This is a genomic window from Brachybacterium sp. AOP29-B2-41, assembly GCF_052378395.1.
In the GTDB taxonomy this organism is placed as follows: Bacteria; Actinomycetota; Actinomycetes; order Actinomycetales; family Dermabacteraceae; genus Brachybacterium.
This window is the reverse complement of record NZ_JBQSXR010000012.1, coordinates 87,816-107,695: the sequence shown is the minus strand read 5'-3', so window position 1 is coordinate 107,695 and position 19,880 is coordinate 87,816. Positions and strand designations below refer to the sequence as shown.

Annotated in this window: 16 protein-coding genes; 10 read left to right on the top strand and 6 right to left on the bottom strand. The window is 70.2% G+C overall.

All coding sequences use genetic code 11. From position 1 onward, the window contains the following. Positions 1–57 precede the first annotated feature (57 nt). From ACT3T9_RS12675 to ACT3T9_RS12650, 6 genes are read left to right on the top strand one after another with little or no spacing between them, the layout of a single operon-like run. A complete protein-coding gene (locus ACT3T9_RS12675; RefSeq protein WP_444606724.1) occupies positions 58–2,175 on the top strand; it encodes a DNA gyrase/topoisomerase IV subunit B in 2,118 nt (705 codons plus the stop codon). After that, positions 2,172–2,957 (top strand): imidazole glycerol phosphate synthase subunit HisF, encoded by a 786-nt coding sequence (hisF, locus tag ACT3T9_RS12670; protein WP_444606723.1) that lies wholly within the window; start codon positions 2,172–2,174, stop codon positions 2,955–2,957. The genes ACT3T9_RS12675 and hisF overlap by 4 nt, the downstream gene beginning before the upstream one ends. Beyond that, the gene (locus ACT3T9_RS12665) at positions 2,954–3,853 is read left to right on the top strand and encodes a metallophosphoesterase (RefSeq protein WP_444606722.1); all 900 of its coding nucleotides are present in this window, start codon (positions 2,954–2,956) and stop codon (positions 3,851–3,853) included. Before hisF ends, ACT3T9_RS12665 begins: the two co-directional genes overlap by 4 nt. 54 nt (positions 3,854–3,907) lie before the next feature. Then, positions 3,908–4,471 (top strand): PadR family transcriptional regulator, encoded by a 564-nt coding sequence (locus ACT3T9_RS12660; protein WP_345080518.1) that lies wholly within the window; start codon positions 3,908–3,910, stop codon positions 4,469–4,471. Continuing rightward, positions 4,468–5,178, top strand: a complete 711-nt coding sequence (locus ACT3T9_RS12655) for an ABC transporter ATP-binding protein (RefSeq protein WP_345080515.1) — start codon at positions 4,468–4,470, stop codon at positions 5,176–5,178. Before ACT3T9_RS12660 ends, ACT3T9_RS12655 begins: the two co-directional genes overlap by 4 nt. 1 nt (position 5,179) lies before the next feature. Then, the gene (locus ACT3T9_RS12650) at positions 5,180–7,108 is read left to right on the top strand and encodes a hypothetical protein (protein ID WP_441445435.1); all 1,929 of its coding nucleotides are present in this window, start codon (positions 5,180–5,182) and stop codon (positions 7,106–7,108) included. 111 nt (positions 7,109–7,219) lie between these two features. On the opposite strand, the gene ACT3T9_RS12645 is transcribed toward ACT3T9_RS12650, so the two are convergent. From ACT3T9_RS12645 to ACT3T9_RS12630, 4 genes are all read right to left on the bottom strand, one after another. Next, positions 7,220–7,528: a hypothetical protein gene (locus tag ACT3T9_RS12645; RefSeq protein ID WP_441445436.1), complete on the bottom strand. Its 309-nt coding sequence runs from the start codon at positions 7,526–7,528 to the stop codon at positions 7,220–7,222. A gap of 458 nt (positions 7,529–7,986) precedes the next feature. After that, the gene (locus ACT3T9_RS12640; RefSeq protein ID WP_444606721.1) at positions 7,987–8,865 is read right to left on the bottom strand and encodes a D-hexose-6-phosphate mutarotase; all 879 of its coding nucleotides are present in this window, start codon (positions 8,863–8,865) and stop codon (positions 7,987–7,989) included. 4 nt (positions 8,866–8,869) lie between these two features. After that, positions 8,870–10,015 carry a hypothetical protein gene (locus tag ACT3T9_RS12635; protein ID WP_444606720.1) on the bottom strand — a complete coding sequence of 382 codons (1,146 nt, stop codon included), beginning with the start codon at positions 10,013–10,015 and terminating at the stop codon, positions 8,870–8,872. Positions 10,016–10,147: 132 nt separating this feature from the next. Further along, the gene (locus ACT3T9_RS12630) at positions 10,148–12,604 is read right to left on the bottom strand and encodes a DNA gyrase/topoisomerase IV subunit A (protein ID WP_441445439.1); all 2,457 of its coding nucleotides are present in this window, start codon (positions 12,602–12,604) and stop codon (positions 10,148–10,150) included. A 102-nt stretch (positions 12,605–12,706) separates the two neighbouring features. Here ACT3T9_RS12630 and ACT3T9_RS12625 point away from each other — a divergent pair, with 102 nt between their 5' ends. The 3 genes from ACT3T9_RS12625 to ACT3T9_RS12615 are packed head-to-tail and all read left to right on the top strand — an operon-like array spanning position 12,707 to position 17,211. Beyond that, a complete protein-coding gene (locus tag ACT3T9_RS12625; RefSeq protein WP_444606719.1) occupies positions 12,707–15,421 on the top strand; it encodes a bifunctional acetate--CoA ligase family protein/GNAT family N-acetyltransferase in 2,715 nt (904 codons plus the stop codon). A 41-nt stretch (positions 15,422–15,462) separates the two neighbouring features. Then, positions 15,463–16,038: a DUF5998 family protein gene (locus ACT3T9_RS12620; RefSeq protein WP_441445441.1), complete on the top strand. Its 576-nt coding sequence runs from the start codon at positions 15,463–15,465 to the stop codon at positions 16,036–16,038. Between the two features lie 54 nt (positions 16,039–16,092). Beyond that, positions 16,093–17,211 carry an alkaline phosphatase family protein gene (locus ACT3T9_RS12615; RefSeq protein ID WP_441445442.1) on the top strand — a complete coding sequence of 373 codons (1,119 nt, stop codon included), beginning with the start codon at positions 16,093–16,095 and terminating at the stop codon, positions 17,209–17,211. A gap of 36 nt (positions 17,212–17,247) precedes the next feature. On the opposite strand, the gene sepH is transcribed toward ACT3T9_RS12615, so the two are convergent. Continuing rightward, positions 17,248–18,606 carry a septation protein SepH gene (gene sepH, locus ACT3T9_RS12610; protein ID WP_444606718.1) on the bottom strand — a complete coding sequence of 453 codons (1,359 nt, stop codon included), beginning with the start codon at positions 18,604–18,606 and terminating at the stop codon, positions 17,248–17,250. Between the two features lie 285 nt (positions 18,607–18,891). Between sepH and ACT3T9_RS12605 the strand changes: the two genes are divergently transcribed. Further along, positions 18,892–19,194 (top strand): DUF4193 domain-containing protein, encoded by a 303-nt coding sequence (locus tag ACT3T9_RS12605; RefSeq protein ID WP_345080488.1) that lies wholly within the window; start codon positions 18,892–18,894, stop codon positions 19,192–19,194. A 103-nt stretch (positions 19,195–19,297) separates the two neighbouring features. On the opposite strand, the gene ACT3T9_RS12600 is transcribed toward ACT3T9_RS12605, so the two are convergent. Next, positions 19,298–19,840 carry a DUF3093 domain-containing protein gene (locus tag ACT3T9_RS12600; RefSeq protein ID WP_444606717.1) on the bottom strand — a complete coding sequence of 181 codons (543 nt, stop codon included), beginning with the start codon at positions 19,838–19,840 and terminating at the stop codon, positions 19,298–19,300. Between the last annotated feature and the right edge of the window lie 40 nt (positions 19,841–19,880).

Genomic DNA, 19,880 nt, shown 5'->3' with positions numbered 1-19,880 from the left:
CCGCGCGGCAGGCGGCAATACCCGGATCCTGTTGCCCCGACCCGTAGGATCTGGGGGGTGTCCACCACCAGCACTGCGAAGAAGTCCGCCTACGATGCCCGCAATCTCCAGGTCCTCGAGGGCCTCGAGGCTGTGCGCAAGCGTCCCGGCATGTATATCGGCTCCACCGACTCCCGGGGCCTCATGCACTGCCTCTGGGAGATCCTCGACAACTCGGTCGACGAGGCGCTCGGCGGGCACGGCGACGCGATCGAGGTGATCCTCCACCCCGATCACTCGGTCGAGGTCAGGGACACCGGTCGCGGAGTCCCGGTGGATGTCGAGCCCCGCACCGGACTGACCGGCGTCGAGGTGGTCTACACCAAGCTCCACGCCGGTGGGAAGTTCGGCGGCGGCTCATATGCCGCCTCGGGCGGCCTGCATGGCGTCGGCGCGAGCGTCGTCAACGCTCTGTCCGGGCGCCTTGATGTCGAGGTCGATCGGGGCGGGAAGACCTACGCGATGAGCTTCCAGCGCGGGCAGCCGGGCGAGTTCGCCGATTCCGGTGAACCGGACCTGGATTCCCCGTTCACCCCCGCGGAAGGACCCGGGGAGCTGCGGGTGGTGGGCAAGGCCAAGCGCGGCGTGACCGGCACCCGTGTGCGTTACTGGGCCGACCCTCAGATCTTCGTCAAGGGATCGCACTTCTCGCTGGACGACCTCACGCGCCGCTCCCGGCAGACCGCCTTCCTGGTCCCGGGCCTGAAGATCTCGGTCAGCGACCTCCGGCCCGAGGCCTCGCCCGATCAGCCGACCACCCGCGTGTACAAGTACGACGGCGGGATCAGCGAGTTCGTCGAGTACCTCGCCCAGGATCAGCGGATCACCGATGTGATCCGACTGCAGGGCACAGGGGAGTACACCGAGACGGTCCCGGTGCTCGATGCGAACGGCCACATGGTCTCCACCGAGGTCGAGCGCAGCTGCGAGGTGGACATCGCGCTGCGGTGGGGTTCGGACTTCGACTCCACGCTGCGCTCGTTCGTGAACATCGTCGCCACCCCCAAGGGCGGCACCCATGTCACCGGTTTCGAGCAGGCGATGGTCAAGACCGTGCGCAAGCAGGTCGAGAACCAGGCCCGGCGGGTCAAGTTCAATGCGAAGAATGAGAAGATCGAGAAGGACGACACCCTCGCCGGGCTCACCGCGGTGGTCAGCGTGCGGATCGACGAGCCGCAGTTCGAGGGCCAGACCAAGGAGGTGCTCGGCACTCCGGCGATCCGTGCGATCGTCGCGAAGGTCGTCGAGGACCGGCTGACCGAGTTCCTCAGCTCCGCCAAGAAGGGGGAGAAGGAGCAGGCGGCCCTGGTCGTCGACAAGGTCGTCTCGGAGATGCGCGCCCGCATCGCTGCGCGCATGCACAAGGAGGTCTCGCGGCGCAAGAATGCGCTGGAGTCCTCCACCATGCCCACCAAGCTCGCCGACTGCCGCACCCATGACGTGGACCGCTCCGAGCTGTTCATCGTCGAGGGCGACAGCGCGCTCGGCACCGCGAAGAACGCCCGCTCCTCGGAGTTCCAGGCTCTGCTGCCGATCCGCGGCAAGATCCTGAACGTCCAGAAGGCGTCCATCACCGACATGCTGAAGAACACCGAGTGCGCTGCGATCATCCAGGTGATCGGGGCCGGTTCGGGTCGCACCTTCGACCTGGAGGCCGCCCGCTACGGCAAGATCATCATGATGACGGACGCCGACGTCGACGGCGCGCACATCCGCACTCTGCTGCTGACACTCTTCCATCGCTACATGCGCCCCCTGGTCGAGGCCGGCCGGGTCTATGCCGCGGTCCCGCCGCTGCACCGGGTGGAGATCATCCACGGGGGCAAGAAGAAGAACGAGCTGGTCTACACCTACTCCGAGGCGGAGCTGCACAAGCTGCTCAAGAACCTCGAACGCCGGGGGAAGAAGTTCAAGGAGCCGATCCAGCGCTACAAGGGCCTGGGGGAGATGGACGCCGACCAGCTGGCGGACACCACCATGGATCCCGGTCACCGCACCCTGCGCCGGGTGCGGATCGAGGACGCCGAGGCCGCCAGTGCCGTCTTCGAGCTGCTGATGGGCTCCGACGTCGCCCCGCGCAAGCAGTTCATCATCGAAGGAGCCGAAGAGCTCGATATGGAGAGGATCGACGCATGAGTGTCGCCGTCCGAGTCATCCCCTGCCTGGACGTCGACGCGGGTCGCGTCGTCAAGGGCGTCAACTTCAAGGATCTCCGCGATGCTGGGGACCCGGTCGAGCTGGCCGCCCGGTACGGCGCCGAGGGAGCTGATGAGCTCACCTTCCTCGACGTCACCGCCTCCTCCGGCGGCCGCGACACCATGATCGACGTGGTCCGCCGCACCGCAGAGCAGATCTTCATCCCGCTGACCGTCGGCGGCGGGGTGCGCTCCGCCGGCGACGTGGACCAGCTGCTGCGGGCGGGCGCGGACAAGTGCGGGGTGAACACCGCCGCGATCGCTCGCCCCGAGGTGATCAGCGAGATCTCGCGTCGTTTCGGCAACCAGGTGCTGGTGCTCTCGATCGACGCCCGCCGCGTCACCGACGAGACCCCCGAGGGCACGGCACGCTCCGGTTCTGGCTTCGAGGTGACCACCCACGGTGGTCGGCGCGGCACCGGCATCGATGCGATCGCCTGGATCCGCGAGGTGACCGAGCGTGGAGCCGGGGAGATCCTGCTGAACTCGATGGATGCCGATGGCACCGAGCAGGGCTTCGACCTCGAGCTGATCACGCTCGCCCGGGAGGCGACCACGCTGCCGCTGATCGCCTCCGGCGGTGCCGGAACGCCCGAGGACTTCGCGCCGGCCGTTCACGCGGGCGCCGACGCGGTGCTGGCCGCGAGCGTCTTCCATTTCCAGCAGATGACAATCTCGGAGGCGAAGGCCGCGATGGCGGCCGACGGGATCACCGTGCGGTGAGCGCACCGCTCTCGGTCGCGGACCGAGCAGCCAGCACCACCCACCCTCCACGGCAGCGCCTTGCCGTCATCGCTCTGGTGCTTCTCCTGCTGCTTCTCGCCACCGGCGGCTGGCTGCTGTGGGACAACCGCCGGCTCGATGTCACCACCTATGACGTGGTCCTCGACGAACTGCCAGCAGCGGCGGACGGGCTTCGCATCGCTCAGATCTCCGATCTGCATGCCGCACAGTTCGGCACCTTCCAGGATCGGGTGGTCACCGCGACCACGGCCGCAGAGCCGGATCTGATCGCGCTCACCGGCGACCTCATCGACTACCGCACCACGCAGCTGGACGGCGTGCTCGCGATGACCGAGCGACTGCAGGCGATCGCACCCACGTACTTCGTGCTCGGCAATCATGAGGCGGACTCACCCCTCATGGACGAGCTGATCAGGGGACTCGAGGCTCGCGGCATCACGGTGCTGCGGAGTGAGGCTGTCGAGGCGCAGATCGCCGGGGTCGAGCTGAGCGTGGTCGGTCTTGATGACCCGCGGGTGCGGGCCGCGGCAGGGGAGAGCCCGCAGGAGGCGACGGCGGTGCTCGCCGGACTCGGCCTGCCGGAGGATGGCACCACTGTGCTGCTCGCGCATCGTCCGGAGCAGCTGGACAGCTATACCGGTACCGGGGCTGACCTGGTGCTCTCCGGGCACGCCCACGGCGGGCAGGTGCGCATTCCCGGAGTGGGTGGGCTCTACGCCCCGCATCAGGGCCTGTTCCCCGCGCTCACCGAGGGCGTGCATGAGCGGCAGGGCACCACCATGGTGATCAGCCGGGGGCTCGGGAACAGCATCGCCGGGGTGCGGGTCAACAACCCGCGTGAGCTCGTGATCGTGGAGATGCGCAGCGGGATGTGAGCCGCCTTCTACTAGCTATTCGCAGTGTGTATACGCAGTGTGTATAGTCCTCGCATGAGCACCGCACACGCCCTGCTGGGACTGCTTGATCGGTCGCCAGCCTATGGGTACTCCCTCAAGCATGACTACGACCAGCTCCTCGCACCGGAGCGGCCGCTGGCCTTCGGGCAGGTCTATTCCTCGCTCGCCCGCTTCGAGCGCCAGGGATGGGCAGAGATCCTCACCGTCGAGACCGGCTCCGGGCCCGAGCGCAAGCTCTACGGCATCACGGCCGACGGGGTCGCCGAGCTGGATGCCTGGGTCTCCACGCCGCAGGTCACCGGCTCCTTCTCAGCCTCCACCCTGTTCGTGCGGATCTCGATCGCCCTGCTTTCCGGGCGGGACGCCCAGGAGGTCCTCACCGTCCAGCGAGCGAGCCACATGGTGCGCATGCGCGAGCTGACCGCACGCCGTCGCGGTGCCGAGCCCTCGCTGCTGCTCCAGCTGGACTACGAGCTCACCCACCTCGACGCCGATCTGCGCTGGATCCAGGAAGCCGGTCAGCGGCTCGATGCGCTGCGCGTGCAATGGCAGGAGACGACCGGAACGCGGCCCGACGAGACCGGGGCGCAGCGATGACCGCCCATTCCGAGAGTCGTGAACGCGCTGCGACCGCTGCCGGAGCTGCGACGGTCGTCGAGCTGAGCGGGGTACGGGTCTCCTACGGTCAGGATCCCGCGCTGCGTGGCATCGACCTGCAGATCGCCGCAGGGGAGCAGGTCGCCGTGATGGGGCCGTCCGGATGCGGGAAGTCCACTCTTCTGCATGTGCTCGCCGGCGTGCTGGATGCCCGGGAGGGCACCCTCCGGGTGCTCGGCGAGGACCTCGGAGCGATGCGGGAGAAAGATCGAGCCCAGCTCCGGCTGGCCCGGATGGGCATGGTGTTCCAGTTCGGTGACCTGATCGGCGAACTCACTCTGCGCGAGAATCTCGCCCTCCCGCTCCAGCTCCTCGGCGGCAGGCCGGCACGGATCCGGGCAGAAGTCGACGCGATGCTCGACCGTCTCGGGCTCGGCGAGGTCGCAGGCCGTCGCGCCGCCCAGGTCTCCGGTGGACAGGCGCAGCGCGCCGCCGTCGGCCGCGCACTGATCCACCAGCCCGCCCTGCTGCTGGCCGACGAACCCACCGGCGCGCTGGACACAGTCGCCGCCGACACCGTGATGGACGCCCTGATGGACACCGTGACGGAGCAGGGCACGACCCTCGTGGTCGTCACCCACGACAACCGCGTCGCCGCACACCTGAACCGCCTGGTGAGCATGCGCGACGGGGAGCTCGTGGGCTGAGATGCGCTCCTCCCTCCGCCTCGGGCTCACCCTCGCCCTGCGCGCCACCGACCAAGGCCGCTTCCGCACACTCAGCGCACTGCTCGTGTCCCTGTTCGGCTGCGCGCTCCTGGTCGTGGTGCTGTCCCTGCTGGATGCTGCCAGGCCCCGCAGCCTCGCACCCGGGATCGCGATGTCGGAGGTGGTCGGGATGATCCTGCCCGGGATCGTGGCCCTCGCGATCGGTCTGCCCGTGCTGGCCGCCGCCGCCGCGACCGGCCGCATGTCCGAGCAGGACCGCTCCCGGCGCACGGCCCGATTGCACCTGCTCGGGATGCGCGGCCGCGATCGGGTACTGGTGGGCATCGGCGAAAGCCTCCCTCCCGCTCTCGTCGGTGCAGCTGTCGGTCTCACGGTGGGTTCTCTGCTGGTTCCGTGGGCCGGAGGGGCACTGCTGGGCATGACCCCGGCGCCGAGCGTTGTGCCGGGATCTCTCGTGGTGGCCCTCGCCGTGCCGCTGGGTCTGGCCGCCGGGGCCGCGATGCCCTCACGTCGCTCCCAGAGCGAGACTCTGGAGCAGGCTCGCGGAGAGGTGGACCGACGTCCCGGTCTCTGGCGGGCAGCGATCCTGGTGCTGGGTCTGGTGATGCTGGTGCTCAGCTGGAGTGTGCAAGGGCTCTCGAACCCCGTGCTGGTCGTTCTGTTCCTCGGCGGTGCCGGCCTGGCCGCACTGGGCAGCATCCTGCTGCCGGCCCTGCTGGTGCGGCGCAGCGCCGACCTGCTCGTCCGGGTCGGATCCCCGGTGACCGTCGTGGCGGGACGGCGCCTGCAGTCTCAGCCCGCAGTGCTCGGCAGGGTGCTCGGCGCCCTGGTGATCGGCGTGGTGGTGACGACGGCAGGGCAGGGACTGATCAGCGTCTTGGCCGCTACCCCGGTGTATCAGGCCGGGCGCCACTACCGAGACGTCGAAGCTGTCGCCGAGGCATGGCTCCCGGATCGGGCGGCCGTCGCAGATCTGGAGCGTGCCCTCGAGCAGGTCGGTGGAGCTCGCGAGGTGGCATTCTCCACGCGCGGGTACGTCGTCGCCCCGGGGAGCACCCCGCAGGAGCACGCCCTGGGTGCGATGGTGACCACCTGCGAGGAGCTCCGCGTCCTCCGACCGGAGGTGGAGGGCTGCCGGAATGATCGTGCGGCCTGGATCCCAGCTGCGGCTGGGTTCGAGGAGAGGGTACCGCTCCAGGGAATCGTGGATCTGTTCAGCACCGACTTCGACGAGAGCAGCGGCGGGTTCGGAGATCCCGTGCTGCAGCTCGAGGTCTCCGAGGATGATCTCTCTCGAGTGCCAGTCCCTGCCTGGCAGGACACGGATCCGGCACCCACCCTGTTCATTCCGCGGGCACTGGTCACCGAAGAGCAGTTCTGGCAGTTCGGCGACGTGAGCGCGAGGGTGAATGCTGGCCCGCGCCCTGACTTTCCGGCGGAGCTGCAGGCGGCGGGAATCGACGCCCATATCGGCTGGACGGCGGAGGACTTCGCGCCCTATCAGGCGACCATCGACACCATCCGCCTGCTGAACCTCGTGGTGCTGGCCGTCGGGCTGGGCGCCTTCCTGCTCGGCATGGCTGATCTGGCGATGGGGCGCAGGCAGGAGCATGCCCGGCTGCGCCTGCTCGGCACCCCTGTGGGGGTGCTGCGCCGTGCGCACTGGCTCGAGGTGGCGCTGCCGCTGGTGGTCGGTGGGGGAGCGGCGCTCGGGATCGGGCATCTGGTCGCCGTCGCCTTCGTCGATACCGGTAACCGCGGTATGGAACCGGGCATGGTGACGCACCTCGGCGCGGAGAGCCTCACCGGACCGGTTCTCGCCGTGGCGGGCGGCGCGGTGGTGATCGCGCTGCTGACCTCGATCGGCATCGGTGCTCCCCTGCGACCGGACCACATCCGCCGGGCCTGACGTGCGCACCGCCGCGCGTCTGCTGTACTCCGGACGCGACACGGCCCGTCCGAACGGATTCGGACGGGCCGAGGGTGGGGGCGAGCGCTCGCATCAGAGACGCCGCCGTGCTCACCGCAGGTGCGAGAGGCCGGTGCCGAGCAGTGCGCGCTGCACGAGCAGCTCGTGCTCATGACGCGCCTGCTGGGCGGCCTGCTGCCGACGGGCCTCGCGCACCGCTCGTCGGCGGGCGAGGAAACCCTTCAGCAGGGTGTCGACGGCGTCCTCGTCGGCGACCTGCTCGAGCCGACGCAGGCTGGTGTCGGCGCGGGACGATTCGCGGCGGGTGAGGGTGTCGATGGGGCTGGTGGTGTTCTCCGATGTGTCGGTCGTGTGGATGGTGGTCGGGCTGCGGGTGTCGAGGGTGGTGTGAAGGGACATGGGGGCTCCTGACGGAGTGGCGTGTGATCGAGTCTCCTGCGCGCTGCGGACAGCTGCTGTCCTCGAAGCGCGCAGGAGAGTGCCCGCTGCTCGAGTGCGTCGGGCAGCGGGGATTCTCAGTAGTGCCGGCGGCAGGGCCGCACGGCATGGCGCGGAGCGGTGCGCTCCGTCAGCCGGCCACAGGCGCGGCGTGCCCGGCGGTGCTGCGGCCCCCACCGGCCGCTCGCTGAGCCACGGTGAGTCCGTGGGGCCGGGTGAGGGATGCGGCGAGGCCGAGCGACGACGCGGCCGGGCTGGCCGGGGTCGTGAACGGGGGCTGGTGCATCTCCATACGGAGAGTTGACCACCCTTCTCCGGTGGAGCACAACTGATTAGAAGTTCGCACGACGACGAAGACCCGGCCGCCCTCTGAGGGGCGACCGGGTCCTGGTCAGATGCTCCGCGGTGCGGAGCTGTGCTCAGCGCTCGATGCGGTAGGTGACGCCGATGGAGTGCGACTGGCCGGGCTCGAGGGCCACGTAGCCGTCCTTGGCGATGGCAGGCTCGATGCAGACGAACTCGGGCCAGGCCGTATCGGGGATATCGGCCATGCCGGTCACCAGCGTGTCCCAGGGATTCCAGACCACAGTCTTGGCGGTGCCGCGCGGTGCGGAGACGATGCGGCGGCCGGACTTCTCATCGTGGACAGTCACCACGGCGGTGGAGTCGACGACCCGGTCGGTGGCGGCGGTCAGCCGCAGCGGCCCGGCCGGGAGCACGTCGGGGGCCAGCCCGCGGGTGTTGTCGAGGAAGTCAGCGCCTTCGAGCCCGAGGATCTCGATCTCCCGCACATCGCCGACGGCGAGGTAGGTGTGCAGCGCTGCCTCGAGATCGAGCGGCCGGGGTCCGGCGGTGAGGGTGAGGTCCACCGACACCTCGGCGCCGATGCGGAACTGGACGGACGCGGTCAGCGCCTTGACGTCCTCGGGGGTGCGGAGGGTGAGCACCACCTCGTCGCCCTCTCGCTCGGCCGAGGCGAGATCCCAGCGGAGGTTGCGCAGCCAGCCGTGCTTGACCTCCATCGCCAGGTCCCGGCCCGGTCCGAACCAGGGGCCGATCAGGGGGATGCCTCCGCGCACGGCCTCCCGCTCGCCGAAGGCGGAGTCCGGGCTCATCCAGAGCAGATCCGCCTCACCGGCGGGGACGTAGCTGGTCAGGTGCGCGCCGTCGAAGAGGAGCTCGGCCGTCGCAGCAGGGGTGTCGATCAGCAGGACGTCGACCCCGTGGGTCTGCCCGAGGCGCACACCTTCGGGAAGCGGGACGGAGGTGGTGGGGGCATCGGTGCCTGAAGAGTTCATGACGTCATGGTCGCACGTCACCGGGCCGCGGATCCGAGGACTCAGCCGGTTGCCGTCCCGGCGCAGCGGCCGCGCGGCTGGACTCTCTGGCCTGGGTCGAGTTCCGTTCCTCCGTGCCCTCCGCAGCCGCCGAGACTGTGCGGATGAACAGCAGCAGCCAGCCGTACACGATCGCCGCCGCCCCCATCTCGAAGGCAGTCATGTTCAGGTAGTCCACGCCCAGGTAGAGCACTGTGACGGTCACCAGCAGGGCGAAGGCCCCGGCGGTGACGGCGATCAGGGCGCCCGGCAGCCGGCGCAGCAGCACCGGCACCACGAGCAGGGTGAGCGCGAAGACGACCACGAGCGACTGGGCGACCACGTCGTGCCAGAAGACGCTCACGGTCCGGGAGATCACCGCGACCAGGGCGACCAGCACTCCGACTGCGCTCAGCAGCGAGCGCACGGCGGTGATCAGCCAGGCCGGCTCGCCGGCGCTGCGGGCCCAGCGGTCCAGATCATGGGCGAGGAACTCGGCCACGGTCACCAGCGCCACCCCGGTCAGCAGCAGGGTGAGGTTGAAGGTGAAGCTCGAGAGGCCGTCACCTTCGCCGAGCTCGGAGAAGTACCGCTCCCACCAGTAGGGATCCGAGGCGTTCATGGCACTGGCGAGCACACCGACCACGAGGAATGCCGCCAGCAGGGTGGCCAGGGACCGGCCGGTGAGCGAGGCCGCCGCCGCGGAGGTGATGTAGGCGGCGGCGCCGGCCGCAAGGGCGACCCAGAAGGTGCCGGCGAGGCGATCGAGCGCGACGCCCTGGAAGGCTTGTTGGAACACACCGAACAGGGCGCCGGTGAGGAACAGGCCGAGGATCCCGAAGACGAGGGAGAGCCCGAGGACATCGATCCCGCGGCGCCACCAGTGCCGGCCCCCGAACCAGGGCAGGGAGCGCCGGGTGAGGGTCGAGAGGGTGAGGGCGGCCGTCGCTGCGCCGCAGCCCAACACCGTCAGCGCGGCGACCTGGCCGATCGATCCCGATCCTGCCAACGGAACGGTCCCGCGCAGGGCGAGCAGTCCGACGACCAGACCCACCAGGGCGCCGGCCACGCCGACGGCGATATGCCGGGACTCCACACGCGAGGCCCGGGAGGAGCGGAATTTCCCGCGCAAGGCACGAGACTCCTGTGACTCCAGACGCGAGCCCCAAGGAGACCGAGACTCGCCGTCCGCGGCAGGGGAGGGATGGGGGTCGCCGCGAGGTATGGGCGCCACCCCGTCCCGGTTTCGGTCGCCCTGCACCGCTCAGCCGATCGCGGCGATCGGGACGGCCACCGGGGTCCCGGAGCCATCCCGGCGCCCGGTGGGCTCGGGCAGATCGATCGGCTGCCCCGCCTCGGACGAGGCGCGAGCGGGGTGAGGGACCACCCAGGCGCCGATCAGCGTGTCCTCGCCGCGCAGGAAGCGATGGCAGCGCATCCCAGCCGTCGCCCGACCCTTCGGCGGGTACTCGGTGAGGGCGGAGACCTTCAGCGAGCCGTTCTGGAGCAGCGGGAGGGTGCCGGAGCTGCCGGCGACGGTCACCACGTCGGCCGGGGCGGTCACATCGATCACCCCGAAGGACACCACCCGGTCGCCGGCGCCGAGCTTGATCCCGGCCACACCTCCGGCGCTGCGGCCCTGCGGCCGGACCCCGGAGGAGGGGAAGTGGAGCAGCTGCGCCTCGGCGGTGATGAAGACCAGGTCCAGGTCCTCGTCCTCCTCGAGGTCCACGACCCCGACCACGGTGTCACCGTCCTTCAGCGAGATGATCTCGAAGCCGTCGGCCTTCGGGAACTCGAGCTGCACCCGCTTGACCACGCCCTGCCGGGTCCCGAGCGCGATCGCCCCGCCCCGCGCGAGATCGTCCTCGCCGAGCCGGATCAGCCCCAGCGCGCGTTCCTCGCGCTCGAGGTCGATGAGGTCCGCAAGCCGCGTCCCGCCGGCGAGCGAGGGCGCCCCGGCAGTCGGTGCGAGCGAGGGCAGATCCACGACCGACAGCCGCAGCACGCGGCCGCTGTCGGTGACCACGCCGACGCTCGAGCGGGTGGTGGTGCGTACCTGGGAGACGACCACATCATGGGAGCTGCGGGCGCCCTCGCGCAGCACCGGGCCCTCACCGGTGACCCGCGCGACCAGTCCGGTCCCGGTGAGCAGCACGTGGCACGGCTCATCCGCCACCTCGAGGGAGCCGGCGGCCGAGATCACCGGCTTCTCCGCCGATTCGAGCAGGACCGTGCGGCGGGAATCCCCGTGCTCGGCGGCCACCGCGGCGAGCTCGTCGGACACCAGCGCACGCAGCACCGCATCCGAGCCCAGAATCTCCTCAAGCTTCTCGATCTCCCGGCGCAGGTCATCGCGCTCGGCCTCGAGATCGATCTGGGAGAACTTCGTCAGCCGTCGCAGTCGCAGCTCGAGGATGTACTCCGCCTGAACCTCGGAGAGGTCGAACACCGTCATCAGGCGGGTCCGTGCGGTCTCGGCATCATCGCTCTGCCGGACGATCTGGATCACTTCGTCGATGTCGAGGATCGCCAGCAGCAGACCCTCGACCAGATGCAGGCGGGCCTGGTGCCTGCTCAGGCGGTGCTCGGTGCGGCGGCGCACCACCCGCAGCCGATGATCGACGAACACCTCGAGCAGCTGCTTGAGGCCGAGCGTGCGGGGCTGCCCCTCGACGAGGGTCACATTGTTGATGCCGAAGGACTCCTCCAGCGGCGTGTACCGGTACAGCTGCTGCAGCACGGCCTCGGGGTCGAAGCCCGACTTCACCGTGAGCACCAGTCGCAGGCCATGGTGGCGGTCGGTGAGGTCCTGGTAGTCGGTGATGCCCTGGACCCGCTTGGCCTGCACTGCATCGCGCAGCTTCTCGGCCAGCCGCTCCGGACCCACCTGGTAGGGCAGCTCGGTGACGACGATGCCCTTGCGGCGGGAGGTGACGTTCTCGATCCGGGTCGTCGCCCTCATCTTGAAGGACCCGCGTCCTGTGCGATAGGCATCCCGGATGCCCTCGAGCCCCACGATCCGGCCGCCGGTGGGCAGATCCGGACCCGGCACGAAGCGCATCAGCTCGTCCAGCTCCGCCTCCGGATGATCGATCAGATGCCGGGCGGCGGCGATCGTCTCCACCAGGTTGTGGGGCGCCATGTTCGTGGCCATCCCCACGGCGATCCCCGAGGCCCCGTTCACCAGCAGGTTCGGGTACTGGGCGGGCAGCACCTCGGGCTGGAGGAGCTGGTTGTCATAGTTCGGGATCATGTCCACGACGTCCTCGCCGAGCGAGTCCGTCATCAGCAGCGCCGCCTTGGCGAGCCGTGCCTCCGTGTATCGCGGGGCGGCAGGTCCGTTGTCCAGGGAGCCGAAGTTGCCGTGTCCATCCACCAGCGGCAGGCGCATGTTGAAGCTCTGCGCCATCCGCACCAGGGCGTCGTAGATCGCGGTGTCGCCATGGGGATGGAGCTTGCCCATCACCTCGCCCACCACGCGCTGGCTCTTCACATGGCCCTTCTCGGGCCGCAGGCCCATGTCGGCCATCATGTAGAGGATGCGGCGCTGGACCGGCTTGAGCCCATCGCGCGCATCGGGCAGCGCCCGGGAGTAGATCACCGAGTACGCGTACTCGAGGAACGACGACTCCATCTCGCTGGTGACATCGATGTCGACGATGTTCTCGTCGACCGCGTCCTCACCGGCGGGCGTATTGGTGCTGCGTGATCGGGCCATGGAGAACATCATGGCGCATGACCGGCCATGATCCCGGGAGCCGGTCACCTGAAGGGACGTGAATCCCGTCAACTCCCCGCAACTCGACGATAGGATCCAGCCATGGCGGAAAGACGCGACGGCCTGCGGTCACTGCGCCGCCGTGCCCGGCCCGAGGATGAGCACGAGCCCAGCTATCCCTCTCACTGGGAGGCGGACATCGCCCTGCGCGACGGTTCCGCCGCACACCTGCGCCCGATCCTGCCGACCGACGCCGACGCCCTCCAGGACTTCCATCAACGGCAATCGGAGCACTCCCGATACCTCCGCTTCTTCGCCGCGATGCCGAAGCTGTCCCGCCGCGACCTCGAACGGTTCACGAACGTCGACCATGCCGACAGGGTGGCCCTGGTGGCGCTGGTCGGTGCGGAGATCGTCGCCGTCGGGCGTTACGACCGCACCGAGCCGCACTCCGCCGAGGTGGCGTTCAACGTCTCCGATTCCCGCCAGGGAACGGGCCTGGCCTCGGTGCTGCTGGAGCACCTCGCGGCCGCTGCCCGCGAGCGCGGCATCAACGAGTTCACCGCCGAGGTGCTCCCGGAGAACACCAAGATGATCAAGGTCTTCACCGAGACCGGCTTCGACGTCACCCGGGTGCTCGACGACGGCGTGGTGATGGTCTCCTTCCGGATCGACCCCACCGTCCGCTCTCTCGCCGTGATGTCGGAACGCGAGCACCGCGCCGAGGCGAGGGCCATGGAACGGCTCCTGCACCCGCAGTCGGTGCTGCTGATCGGCGTCTCCTCCCGCGCGGACTCCGCCGGCGGCCGCTTCCTCACCGCGCTGGAGGACTCGGGCTACGGCGGCACCGTGCACCTCATCGCCCGTGATGTCCTCGAGCTGAGGGGGCGCCGCACCTGGGCCAGAGTGGGTGACGTGCCGGGCACCGTGGACCTCGCCGTGATCGCGCTGCGTCCCGAAGCCTGCCTGGACGCGATCGACGAATGCGCCGCGATCGGGGTGCGCAGCGTCCTGATCCCCACCGAAGGATTCTCCGACAGCGACGAAGGGCGCCTGCTGCAGCGCGAGCTGGTGGCCCGCGCCCGCCGCCATGGCATGCGCCTGCTGGGACCCGGCTCCCTCGGCTTCCTGCGCACCGGGGAGGATGCCATCAGCCTCTCGCTGGCCCCTCGGATGCCGCAGCCCGGAACGGTCGCGCTCGCCGGGCAGTCCAGCGCGCTCTCAGCGATGCTGCTGGCAGGCACCGACGCCCGAGGCATCGGCCTGCACGAGTTCGTGGGCGTGGGGAACCGTGCGGACGTCTCCTTGAACGACACCCTCCAGCACTGGGAGGACGACGATCAGGTCGGCGTCATCGGGCTGGCCCTGGAATCGATGGGAAATCCTCGCAAGTTCACCCGGATCGCGCGCCGGCTGACGCGCAGCACCCCGCTGATCGTGCTGCGTCCCCCCGGCAGCGAGTCACACCTGCCGCCCGGTCACGACGTGCGCTCCTCGACCCTGCCCCGTCGCGCCATGGACCAGGTGCTCGACTCGGCCGGGGTGGTCCAGGCAACGGGAGTGGACCACCTGCTCGACGTGGTCGACGCGATCGGACGGCAGGGCCTCCCGCTCGGCCGACGAGTAGGGCTGCTCTCCAACACGGCCGCGCTCGGCGCCTCCCTGAGCGGGGCCGCCGGTCAAGCCGGCTTCGACGTGGTCGCGGAGAACCACAGCGTTCCGCTCTCCCCGGATCCGCGCCTCATCCAGCGCGCCTTCACCACGATGGCGGCGCTGGGCCAGGTCGACCTGGTGATCGCCGGCATGATCGACCCGCAGACGGCCGACATCACCGAGGTGCTGCGGCAGATGTCGATCGTGGCCCGTCATTCCGAGGTGGTGCTCCTGGTCTGCCTGGTCACCACCGAGGACCGCTTCGCCGAGGTGCAGCGGGCGGTGCGCGCCGACCTCTCGCTGCCGCCGGTGCACGCCACCCCCTACGCGGTGGTGCGCGCCGGTGCAGGAATGCTCGCGGCCGCCCTGCGTCCCGAGGTGGATGACGCGGAGCCGGCCCAGCGGGAGGGCATCGATCGCGCGGCGGCCCGGGAGCTGGTGGAAGCGCTGACTCCCTCGCCCGCCGCGTCCGCCGTGGATCTCTCCACCGCGGAGATCACCGCGCTGCTTGCCGCCTACGGCATCGACCAGCTGAGCAGCCGCCGGATCACCGATGCCGAGGACGCCCTCGCCCAGGCGGCGGAGATCGGCTATCCGGTCGCGCTGAAGTCCACGGACCCCGTGCTGCGCCATCGCGCTGATCTCGGCGGGGTGCGGCTCGACATCCCCGACGCGGTCCAGCTGCGTCACGCCGTCGACTCGATGCGCCGTGACCTGTCCTATTCGAGCGCACCGCTCGAGGTCCAGGCGATGGCCCCCGCCGGGGTGCCGATGGTGGTGCGCAGCGTCGAGGATCCCTCTCTCGGCCCGGTGGTCTCGCTGTCGGTGGCGGGGGATGCCACCGATCTGCTCGATGACATCGCCTATGCGATCCCGCCCTTCAGCGAGAGCGCCGCGGCACGGCTGGTGGACGCTCCCGCCACGGCCGTGAAGCTCCGGGGAATGCGCGGCCTGCCCCCGGCGGATCGGGAGGCGCTCGCCGATCTGGTGGTCCGCATCGGCCTGCTCGCGGAGGACCTTCCCGAGGTGGCCTCCCTCGAGCTGTACCCGGTGCTGGTGGCGCAGGACGGCCTCACCGTGATCGGTGCCCGGGTACGGCTGGCACCCCCGCCCAACCGCACCGATGGGGCCCGACGCACGCTGTCCGGCCCACCGGGGTCCTGAGCCGCGCCGCCCATCGAGTCGGAGCGTGGAACAATGACGGGATGACCACCGCACTTCCCACCGATCTGCTCAAGGCTCTCGAGACCGCCGGGTACTTCCCACAGGCGGCAGCCCAGAGCCTGGAGCGTTCGCTGCGAGGCCGCGCTCCGGTCGCCCATCTGGTGCGGCCCGAGACCACCTTCGACGGGCCGGAGGTGCGCCGCCACCTCACCGTCGTGGTGCTGACCCCCACGCACCTCCTGATCACACACCTCGATGACGATCCGGCCGATGCGCTCAACCCCAGCCAGGTGGTCTCCACCACCGAGCGGATCCGGCTGCAGCGGATCACCGCGACCGGCCTCTCGCAGGTCTTCGACACCGATGGGCAGCTCAACCCCGGCCGGGAGTCCGAGATCACCCTGGGCATCACCTGGGACGGCAGCCGCCGCCTGGACCTCGAGCGGGCAGTGTGCGAGGACCCCGGCTGCCAGCTGGATCATGGGTACACCGGCACCATCGCCCCCTCGGATCTCGCCCTGCGGGTCAGCGCCCTGGCCGATGGCGCCGGCGCGGTCGAGGAGGCCCTGGCCTTCCACGACCAGCTGATCGACGCGATCGACGCGGTCGGGGCCTGAGCCGGCGTGCGTGCCACAGGTCCCGGACCCCGCCACCGCGACGCACCCGGAGCGATGGAGGACTGGCCCGCCGACCTGCTGCCGCCGCCCTTCACCGGCGGCGCACGGCCCGGCCTCCTGGATGTCCTGCGCCCGCTGGTCGAGAAGCCGAAGCCCGGCCGGGACCTCGTGGTGCTGCTCGACGGGCTCGGCGCAGATCTGCTGCGTGAGCACCGGTCGCTCACGCCGACTTTGCGTCGCCTGGAGGCGCAGACCCAGCGGATCCGCACCGTGGCCCCCTCGACCACCTCCAGCGCCATGGTCTCGCTGCAGACCGGCGCTGCACCGCTCGAGCACGGGGTCCTCGGCTATCTCACCTACGACCCGCAGACAGGCCGCAGCCTCAATCAGATCAGCGGAGCGAATTGGATCGACCCGCGTGCCTGGATGCCGCTGCCGACCCTGGTCGGCTCCGGCTCTCGCCGGGCGGTGCAGGTGGGGCCGAGCAAGCACGCCGGCTCCCATCTGAGCGGCGTGGCCTACCGGGGCTGGGAGTTCCTCGGCCACGGGCGCACCGACCGTGTCGACGTCGTCCGTGCCGCCCTGCGTCGCGCTGGCGCCGACGGGCTGGTGCATCTCCATGTCGATGACGTCGACCACGCCGGACATCGCCACGGGGTCGACTCCATGCAGTGGCGTGACGCGCTGGCCGAGGTGGACTCCCTGATCGGGACGCTGCTGCGGCGACTGCCTCGCGGCACCCGGATCCACCTCACCGCAGACCACGGCATGGTCGACACGTCACCTGAGCTCACCACGGACCTCGCGGACCACCCGCAGATCCTGCGCCTCATCCATGAGGTCTCAGGCGAGGCCCGCGCGCTGGCGCTGCATGCGGTCCGCGGCGACGGTGCGGCTGAGGAGCTCGCGGCTCAGCTCGCAACGCTGCTGGGGGAGCGGGCCCTGGTGCTGCCGCGCGAGGACATCCTCGCCAGCGCCCTGCTGGGACCGGCCGGAGCTGAGGTGACCGAGCGGGTCGCGGGCCGCGTCCCGGATGTGCTGGTGCTGTCCCGGGGACGCTGGAGCGTCGACGACTTCTCCCGGCGACCGGACTCCGCACGGCAGATGGTCGGCGTGCACGGATCGCTCACCGCGGCCGAGTCCTGGGTGCCGCTGCTGCACACCGAGGTCTGAGCAACCCCTCCAGCTCAGGCCCAGCCCTGTTCGGGCTCAGTCCTGCTTCGAGCCGTTCGACCCGAAGACGATCTCGTCCCAGCTCGGCATCGAGGCGCGCTTGCTCTTCGGTCGCGGCTTCTTCGTGCTCTTCGATGGCGTGCCCGCGGCGTCTCCCGCAGGCTTCTCTGAGCTCGCTGAGCTCGCTGAGCTCGCTGAGCTACCTGAGCCCTCTGAACTCTCCGCCGGTTCCGCGCCCGCGGCGCCGGGGATCACCGTACCGACGGCGTCGAATCCGGGCAGCGGGGTGAGATCGATCGTGTCCTGGTACTGGATTTCGTCTTCGGCCGTGTCGGCAGTGTGCCCTGCCTCAGGATCCAGGTCGCCCTGGTCCTCGTCGGTGCCGTCGGACTCCGGGGTCGCGGTGAGGTCGTCCTCGTGATCGCTCTGGGTGGAGTGCTCCTCCAGCGCCTCGAGGTCGGCGTCGTCGTCGGCGTGTCCCGACTCGACGGACTGGGCTGTGAGGTCCGTCTCGGGCGCCTGGGGCACGGACGTCTCCGTCTCGGACGGCTCGGGCTGGGAGTCCTCGTCGAGCCCGGACCAGACGGTCGCGGAATCGTCAGGTCGCGGCACGGAGCGCAGGCCGCGACGTGCGTTGAGGGCGTCGAGCTCCTGGTCGTCGATCACGGAGGCGTGATCGACGAGCGAGGGATGGTCCTCGGCGACGGGGCGGCGTGCATTCCAGCTGCGGGCGCGCGAGGGCGCCGCCGGGCTGCCCTCGAGGGATCCGTCCGCCTCGAGGTCGTAGACCGCGCTCTTGACGGCCTGGAGCCGTCCCCGGCCGCGCGACGGCTCGGAGGGTGCGTCCTCGTCGCTGATCCAGCGCGCCTCATCGTCCACCGGCGAGACGGTGCGGTTGTCGATGTCGGCGACCCAGTGCGCCTGCCGGGTGCGTCCACCGGCGGAGAAGGTCAGCTCGAGCGTCCAGGTGCCGTCCTGGCGCCGCCAGGCGTCCCAGGCGGTCTCCCCGGTCGCCTCCCGGGCGGCGAGCCGCTCGGCGACGACGTCCTGCAGTGCAGGACCTCCGCGGCCGACGGGGAAGGTGCGTGCGCGGGAGGCGGTCCACTCGCGCTCGGCGAGCACCGGGCCTTCGTAGCGGCGCACCCGCTCGAGCGGGATCTCGGAGGCGTCGGCGATGTCCTCGGCGCTGCGGCCGGAACGGAGCATCGCCTGGATCTCGCGCGGTCGGACGGGGGCGGAGTCCGCGGCCTGGATCATGTTCAGGGCCGGGCGGTCCGAACGGACCGCCGCCCTGAGCGCCCGATCGATGCGCAGCGTGTATCGCTCGCCGTCGGAGTCGACCAGGAGCAGATGTTCCCCGTCGTCATGGATCCCGTCGAGTTCGAGCTCGCGCATCGTCGTCCTCTCCGTCGGAGCCTGGTCGCTTGCATGCAGAAGTCTAGGCCGTGACCATATCGTGCACGGCCCTGCGGTGCCGGTTCCCGGGGGTGCGGACGTCGGCGTGTTGCGGTCTGCGGTGGACGCCGTGTTGTGAGTCGCAGGCCGCTCTGCAATAATGCCGCCGCATTCAGCGTTGAGACCCGGGCCGACCAGAAGTGGCCCGCGAGGACTCACCGGCGCGGAACTGCCCCAGCCACCCAGGTCGGATGAACCCCGATGACAACCAGGAACGGACCGTAGATGGCCACTGATTACGACGCCCCGCGCAAGAACGACGACGAATCGAATGACGACTCCATCGAGGAGCTGAAGGGTCGCCGGAACGAAGCGGCGACCCCCACCGTCGATGAGGACGAGGCGGATGCCGCCGACTCCTATGAGCTCCCCGGTGCCGATCTCTCGGGCGAGGAGCTCTCCGTGCGGGTGCTGCCCCGCCAGGCGGACGAGTTCACCTGTGCGAGCTGCTTCCTGGTGAAGCACCGCAGCCAGATCGACCACGTCGAGGGCACTCTCATCATCTGCAAGGAGTGCGCCGCGGCGTGATCCTGCTCGTCCCATGACGACGACGGCGCCACCTCCCGACCGGGAGGCGGCGCCGTCGTCGTTCTACGCGGTGGTGCACCGTGGATGGCACATCGCGGAGCGCTCAGCGGCCCTCGCGCGCCTTCAGCTGCTTCGCGGTCCTCAGCGCGAGGGCCAGGTCCTCGGGACGGCGGGTCGAGGCGACCCAGGCGGTGATCGGATCCTCAGGGTCGAGCACCTCGACCCGGAGCCCGGAGCGGGTCCACCCACGGATGCAGTGATGAGCCAGCGGCTCGAAGCCCTGTCCGATCGTGCGAGCCCAGTCCTCTCCCTGGAGCGGCGTGGGATCGCCGAGCAGCTCGACCCCGATCTGCGCGCGGCCCAGGCGGAAGCGGCCGTTCGCCACCTCGAGCACGGGGGAGTACTGGTGGACCAGCACCAGCAGGGCGAGGATGCACACGGAGGAGAACACGATCGCGACCGTGAGGTTCAGCGGGACCAGGATCAGGCCGAGCGCGGCTCCGATGGCGACCGCGACCACCCAGACCGTGGGGCCGGGGAAGAGGTGCTCACGGAAGAGGACGGTGCTCTCGTCGGAGGCGGCGGGGGTGGTGGCCGCCGGGACGGGGGAGGTGTGATCAGCGGGGCGATCAGCTGCTGCGGACATGCCGCCATGGTCTCACGCAGCACCTGGACGTCCACGGCCC